Annotated in this window: 8 protein-coding genes; 1 reads left to right on the top strand and 7 read right to left on the bottom strand. The window is 65.6% G+C overall.

Going from position 1 to position 6,527, the window contains the following annotated elements; all coding sequences use genetic code 11:
• A partial coding sequence (locus tag KBA48_RS15815; protein ID WP_367273839.1) for a type II secretion system protein GspD occupies positions 1-681 on the top strand: 681 nt, incomplete at its 5' end.
• Here KBA48_RS15815 and pcaC read toward each other — a convergent pair.
• The 7 genes from pcaC to KBA48_RS15780 all read right to left on the bottom strand — a co-directional run bounded on the left by pcaC (position 647) and on the right by KBA48_RS15780 (position 6,526).
• Entirely contained in the window at positions 647-1,042 is a 396-nt protein-coding gene (pcaC, locus tag KBA48_RS15810; RefSeq protein ID WP_292908054.1) for a 4-carboxymuconolactone decarboxylase, read from the bottom strand. The two genes, KBA48_RS15815 and pcaC, sit on opposite strands and share 35 nt — an antisense overlap.
• A gap of 4 nt (positions 1,043-1,046) precedes the next feature.
• Positions 1,047-1,832, bottom strand: a complete 786-nt coding sequence (gene pcaD / locus KBA48_RS15805) for a 3-oxoadipate enol-lactonase (RefSeq protein ID WP_292908052.1) — start codon at positions 1,830-1,832, stop codon at positions 1,047-1,049.
• Positions 1,832-3,184, bottom strand: a complete 1,353-nt coding sequence (gene pcaB / locus KBA48_RS15800; protein ID WP_292908050.1) for a 3-carboxy-cis,cis-muconate cycloisomerase — start codon at positions 3,182-3,184, stop codon at positions 1,832-1,834. Before pcaB ends, pcaD begins: the two co-directional genes overlap by 1 nt.
• A 125-nt stretch (positions 3,185-3,309) precedes the next feature.
• Positions 3,310-3,951 carry a protocatechuate 3,4-dioxygenase subunit alpha gene (gene pcaG, locus KBA48_RS15795; protein ID WP_292908048.1) on the bottom strand — a complete coding sequence of 214 codons (642 nt, stop codon included), beginning with the start codon at positions 3,949-3,951 and terminating at the stop codon, positions 3,310-3,312.
• 3 nt (positions 3,952-3,954) lie between these two features.
• Positions 3,955-4,659 carry a protocatechuate 3,4-dioxygenase subunit beta gene (pcaH, locus tag KBA48_RS15790; RefSeq protein WP_292908046.1) on the bottom strand — a complete coding sequence of 235 codons (705 nt, stop codon included), beginning with the start codon at positions 4,657-4,659 and terminating at the stop codon, positions 3,955-3,957.
• Between the two features lie 14 nt (positions 4,660-4,673).
• The gene (pcaF, locus tag KBA48_RS15785) at positions 4,674-5,879 is read right to left on the bottom strand and encodes a 3-oxoadipyl-CoA thiolase (protein ID WP_292908044.1); all 1,206 of its coding nucleotides are present in this window, start codon (positions 5,877-5,879) and stop codon (positions 4,674-4,676) included.
• Positions 5,876-6,526 carry a 3-oxoacid CoA-transferase subunit B gene (locus KBA48_RS15780; protein WP_292908042.1) on the bottom strand — a complete coding sequence of 217 codons (651 nt, stop codon included), beginning with the start codon at positions 6,524-6,526 and terminating at the stop codon, positions 5,876-5,878. Before KBA48_RS15780 ends, pcaF begins: the two co-directional genes overlap by 4 nt.
• Between the last annotated feature and the right edge of the window lies 1 nt (position 6,527).

Genomic DNA, 6,527 nt, shown 5'->3' with positions numbered 1-6,527 from the left:
ACCCTGAACAATGCCACGGGCAGCATGCGGCCCGTCACGCAGGTGCCGGGGTTCAATCTGGTGTTTTCACAGAATGGCGATCCGCGGGTCGTGCTGTCGGCGCTGGACGAGGTGACGGATGTGCGCGTCGTCTCCTCCCCCCAGGTGGTGGTGATGGACAGTCAGGTGGCACAGTTGCTGGTCGGTGACCGGGTGCCGATCCTGACGCGCACGGCCCAGTCGGTGGATAATCCCGATGCGCCCATCGTGTCGCAGGTGGATTATGTGAATACCGGCGTCATCCTGCGCGTGGTGCCGCGCATCAGCCAGAGCGGCAAGGTGACGATGGAGGTCTATCAGGAAATCTCCAACGTCTCCGGCACCCGCAATTCCGGCAACCTGACCCCCACCATCAGCCAGCGGCAGATCACGTCAAACGTGGCGGTGGACAGCGGTCAGACCGTCGTGCTGGGCGGCCTGATTTCCGAAGAACAGCAGGCGGGGCGCGATGGCATCCCCGTCCTGTCGTCCCTGCCCGGCGTGGGGGCACTGTTCGGCGAAAAACGCACCAGTTCGGTGCGTACCGAACTGGTCGTCTTCATCACGCCGCGCGTCATCCGGGATGAGCGCGAGGCGGAGGCGGTGACGGCAGAAATGGTCTCCCGCCTCAGATCGATCCAGCCGCCGCGTCCATCTCCTTGAACAGGCGCGAGGCGGCGTGGAAGGCGCTGTTGGCCGCCGGTACACCGCAATAGATGGCGGCCTGCAGGATCAGTTCCTTGATCGTGTCGCGCGACACCCCGTGCGTCACGGCGGCACGGACATGCATGATAAATTCCTCTTCCCGGTTCAGGGCGATCATCATCGACATCACCATGAGACGGCGGGTTGTGTGGTCGATGCCAGGCCTTGTCCAGATCTCCCCCCAGGCATAGCGGGTGATCAGGTCCTGGAATTCGGCGGTGAATTCCGTGGTATTGGCGATGGCGCGGTCGACATGCGCGTCACCCAGGACGGAACGCCGGGCGGTGAAGCCCCGTTCCTTGCGTTCGGCTTCATCCATGATCTCAATCTTTCAGGAAGGACAGCAGGGCGGCGGTGAACGCCTCTGCCTGCTCGATATTCGACAAATGCGCCGCGTCCAGTTCCACCATTTTGGCACCGGGGATCAACGCCACCATCTCATGGCTTTTGGCGATGGGGGTGGCCGGGTCCTGGCGGCCGCCGATCACCAGGGTCGGCACGGTGATGCGGGGCAGCGAGGCGCGCTGATCCATGTCGCGCACGGCGGCACAGCAGGCGGTATAGCCCTCCACCGGCGTGGCGTGCAGCATGGCAGTGATGGGGGCGATGGCGTCGGGATGGGTGGTCCGGAAGGGTTCGGTGAACCAGCGCTCCACCACGCCATTAACGATGGCGCCCATACCCTGGGCCTTGACCAGCGCGATGCGGGCATTCCACGGCTCGGGCGGTGCCATTTCGGCGGCGGTGTTGCACAGGACCAGATGCGACAGCCGCTCCGGCGCGTTCGCGCCCAGCCACTGCCCCACCATGCCGCCCTTGGACAGGCCGGCAAAGCGCACCTTCTCGATCCCCAGCGCGTCCAGAAGCCCCACCGCATCGCGGCCCAGCAGGTCGATGCTGTAGGGGCCGGCGGGCGCATCGGACATTCCATGTCCCCGGCTGTCATAACGCAGAACCAGGAAATGCCGGGTCAGCTCAGGCATCTGCGGCGCCCACATGTCCATATTGGTGCCCAGCGAATTGGACAGCAGCAGAAAAGGCGCGCCCTCCGGCCCGTCCAGGCGCCAATGCAGGCGGCCTCCATCGGCCAGGGTCACATAGTCCGCCATCACTTCATCTCCCGCTCATAGGTGGTCAGTACGGCGGACACGAAGTCCGACGCTGACCCGAGGTAACTTTCCGGCCGCATCAACGCCACCAGCCGTTCACGCGGCAGATGGGTGGTGATCGCCACATCGGCGGCCAGTTCCTCCAGCAACCCATGGCCGGCGGCCACGGCGCGCTTGCAGGCGGCCTCTACAATCTTACCCGCGTCATGGCGGCCCGATGCCTCGGCCAGGGCCTGGGTTACCGCCTCGGCCATCATCAGGCCCTGGGTCAGGTCCAGATTGGTCCGCATACGGGCGGGGTCCAGTTCCAGGCCGGACAAGGTATCGACCATATGAGCCATGGCGCCGGAGGTCAGTGCGAACAGTTCCGCCAGGGTCGGCCATTCGGCATGCCAGCCGCCGACCCCGCGTTCCTGTTCCTGCACCATGGCGCTGAACAGGGTGGCGACCAGTCCGGGGGCACGGGCGGCCGCCGACAGGGCGATGGTTGTGCCCACGGGGTTGCGTTTGTGCGGCATGGCGGATGACCCGCCCTTGCCAGCCGCCGCCGGCTCAAACGCTTCAGCCACTTCCGACGACATCAGGTGGGCGATGTCGCGGGCGATCTTGCCCAACCCGCCGGTCAGCAGGCCCAGGGCCGCCCCCAGATCGGCGATGCGGTCACGCTGGCTGTGCCAGGGGGTGTCGGGCAGGGTCAGGGAGAGTTCGGCGGCCAGCGCCTTGGCCACCGCCAAACCGTGGACGCCCTGGCTGGCCAGCGTGCCGGCGGCCCCGCCGAATTGCAGGCTGGCCGCCGCCCTGCCCGCATCGGTCAAACGGCTGCGGATCCGTAGCAGCATAGACAGCCACCCCGCCGCCTTCAGCCCGAAGGTGGTGGGCAATGCCTGCTGCCACAAGGTACGGCCGGCCATGGGGGTGCCGGCGTGGCGTCGGGACAGGTCGGCCAGGGCATGGATGGCACGGTCCAGATCGGCGCGGAGCAGCGCCACCGCCTGCACCGCCCGCAGGACAAAACCGGTATCGATGATGTCCTGGCTGGTGGCGCCGCGATGCACATGCCGGGCAGCGGCGGGATCAATTTCCGCGACCTTGGCCGTCAGTACCTTGACCAACGGGATCGCCGGATTGCCGGCCAGGGCCGTCGCCCGGCCCAGTTCCGCGATGTCATAAAGGTCGGGGTCGCAGGCGGCGTGGATCGGGGCCAGGGCAGCGGGGGGCACCATGCCGATGCTGGCCTGCGCACTGGCCAACGCCGCCTCCACCCGCAACATCGCGGCCAGCACCGCCCGATCATCGAACAGGGCCGACATGGAAGACGTCCGGAACAAAGGCGTGAACAGTGCGGATGTCATGGAGCCAGACCGGGTAATGGGGATAAGCGGATGATAGGGGTGCCGTGGCGTCTTGAGGAATGATTTCGGCCATTCCTTGCCTCCCCCGTGACAGCGGGGGAGGCACTGTCGGGCAAAGAAAGCCCTCACACGTCGAAGAACACCGTCTCACCCTCGCCCTGAAGGCGGATGTCGAACCTGTACTGCCCCTCCCCCACGGGCACGGCCAGCAGCGTGGCGCGGCGGGTGGCGGGGACGAGGTCCAGGATCGGGTCTTCGGCGTTGCTGGGTTCATCTGCGAAATAGATGCGGCTGACCATCCGCTTGATGACGCCGCGCGCCATCACCGAAATGGCGATGTGCGGGGCCTGAAGGCTGTTGCCGGGGCCGGGCACGCGGCCGGGCTTGACCGTGCGGATGGTGAAAACACCGTCGGCATCGGCGGAAGCACGGCCGAAACCGATGAAGTCCGGGTCCAGCGCCAGCTCCTCCCGCGCATCGTCGGGACTGTCATAACGGCCGGCGGCATTGGCCTGCCACAGTTCGACAAAGCTGTCGGGGATGGGCACGCCGTCGCCGTCGAACACGGTGCCGGTGATTGTCACCACCTGCCCCCTGGCCACGCCGCGCGGCTGATTATTGGGGTTCAGCGTGTAATGGCCGTCAGGCAGCAGGTCCATGCGCGCACCGGCATCGCCCTTGCCTTCCACCAGATCGGCACCGCCCTTCCACGGCAGGGCATAGTGGAAATAGGGGCCGACCGTTTGCCAGGGTGTTTGTCCGGTCATGGATCAATCCTCCATCGGCGTGGCGTCACGCCCGCGCAGCACGATATCGAAAATAAAGGACAGCGCGAGGGCTTCCTGCGTCGTTTCGATATCGAACCGGCTGATCATGCGCGGCAGGGCATGGGCGGGAACGGCATTGGCGATCGGGTCCAGCGGGATCAGCGGATCGCCTGGGAAATACATCTGAGTCACCAGCCGGGTGGCGAAGGCCGGACCCAACAGGGAGAAATGGATATGGGCCGGGCGCCAGGCGTTATAATGGTTGCCCCAGGGATAGGCGCCGGGCGTGACGGTCAGGAAGCGGTACCGCCCCTGATCATCGGTGATGACACGGCCCGACCCGGTGAAGTTCGGGTCCAGCGGCGCGTTCCATTGATCCTTCCTGTGGATGTAGCGGCCGGCGGCGTTGGCCTGCCAGACCTCCACAATGGTGTTGGGCACGGGACGCCCATCCTCGTCCAGCACGCGGCCGGAAACGATGATGCGCTGGCCGATGGCCTCGCCCTTGCCGACCTTGGTCAGATCGGCGACGGCGGGACCCATCAGCCGGTCCCAGCGGCCGGCCGGCCCCGTCAATTCCGTCAATGTCTGCGGAATGCGGATCAGCGGCTGCTGCGGCGACCGTTTGATGGTGGCCTTGTAGTCGGGTGACAGGAAGGACGGATGGGCGCCCTCCTCCTCCCGGTTATAGGGCAGGATCAGTGTCATTTCTCGTTCCTCCCTCAGATTTTTTCGATGGCGAGGGCCAGACCCTGGCCCACGCCGATGCACATGGTCACCAGCGCCCGCTTGCCCCCGCGCCGTTCCAGACCCCGCAACGCCGTCAGAGCCAGACGGGCACCCGACGCGCCCAGCGGATGGCCCAGCGCGATGGCCCCGCCATGCGGGTTCACATGATCGGCCATCGGATCAACGCCCAGCGCGCGCATGGATGCGATCACTTGCGAGGCAAAGGCCTCGTTCAACTCAATCAGATCAAAATCCCCGATGGTCAGGCCCAGCTTGTCCATCAGCTTTTGCGAGGCCGGCACCGGGCCGATGCCCATGACGCGCGGTGCCACGCCCGCCGTCGCCATGCCCAGGATACGGCCACGCGGAGTCAGGTTATGGGCTTTTACTGCGGACTCCGAAGCAATCAGCAGGGCCACCGCACCGTCATTGACGCCGCTGGCGTTGCCCGCCGTGACGGTACCGCCGGCACGGACCACGGGTTTCAGCTTGCCCAGCGCCTCTGCCGTGGTATCGGCGCGGGGATGCTCATCAACGCTGATCGTGGTTGGCTTGCCCTTGGCGTCCAGGACGGTAACCGGGGTTATTTCGCCTTCGAAATAACCGTCGGCCTGGGCCTTGGCAGTACGTTGCTGACTGGACAGGGCGAACGTGTCCTGGTCCTCACGGGCGACACCGTGATCGACGGCCACATTCTCCGCCGTTTCCGGCATGCTATCGGTACCGTAACGTTCCTTCATCGCCTTATTGATGAAGCGCCAGCCGATGGTCGTATCCTCAATCTGGGCGCTGCGCTGAAAGGCGCTTTCGGCCTTGCCCATGACCAGCGGGGCACGGGTCATGCTTTCCACACCGCCGGCAATGACAAGGTCCAGCGCACCGGCATTGATGGCGCGCGCCGCCGTACCCACGGCATCGGCACCTGACGCGCAGAGGCGGTTGATGGTGGTGCCCGGGACCGAGACCGGAAGGCCCGCCAGCAGCGCCGCCATGCGGGCCACATTGCGGTTATCCTCCCCCGCCTGATTGGCGCAACCCAGGAACACCTCTTCAATGGCGGCCGGGTTCAGGCCGGGATGGCGGGCCAGCAGGGCCTGGATCACCTGTGCTGCCATATCATCGGGTCGCAGGCGGGACAGGCCACCGCCGAACCGGCCAATGGGGCTGCGGATGCCGTCACAGATATAGGCGGCGCTCATGCTGCAAGCTCCACCCGGAAGGGGGCGCCCGTGGCGGCTGTGATCTGCTCCACGCTGATGCCAGGGGCCAGTTCGATCAGGGCCATGCCGCCATCACCATTCTTGTCGATGGTGAAGACTCCGAGGTCGGTAATGACCATGTCGACCACCCCGGCGCCGGTCAGCGGCAGATTGCATTCGGTCAACAGCTTGGACCCGCCATTCTTGTCCTGGTGTTCCATGACCACCACGACCTTTTTGACGCCGGCCACCAGATCCATGGCGCCGCCCATACCCTTTACCATCTTGCCGGGAATGGTCCAGTTGGCCAGGTCACCATTGCCGGCCACCTGCATGGCGCCCAGCACCGTCAGGTCGATATGGCCGCCCCGGATCATGGCAAAGCTGTCGGCGCTGCTGAAATAGGAGGAGGAGGGCAATTCCGTGATCGTCTGCTTGCCGGCATTGATCAGGTCGGCATCCTCTTCCCCTTCGAACGGGAAAGGCCCGATGCCCAGCATGCCATTCTCCGACTGCAACAGCACCTGCATGCCGTCGGGGATATAGTTGGCGACCAGGGTCGGGATGCCGATACCCAAATTCACATAGAAACCGTCGCGCAACTCACGGGCGGCGCGGGCGGCCATTTCATCACGGGTCCAGGGCATG

The organism is Niveispirillum sp., assembly GCF_017996735.1.
GTDB lineage: Bacteria > Pseudomonadota > Alphaproteobacteria > Azospirillales > Azospirillaceae > Niveispirillum.
This window is presented reverse-complemented; position numbering and strand designations above follow the sequence as displayed.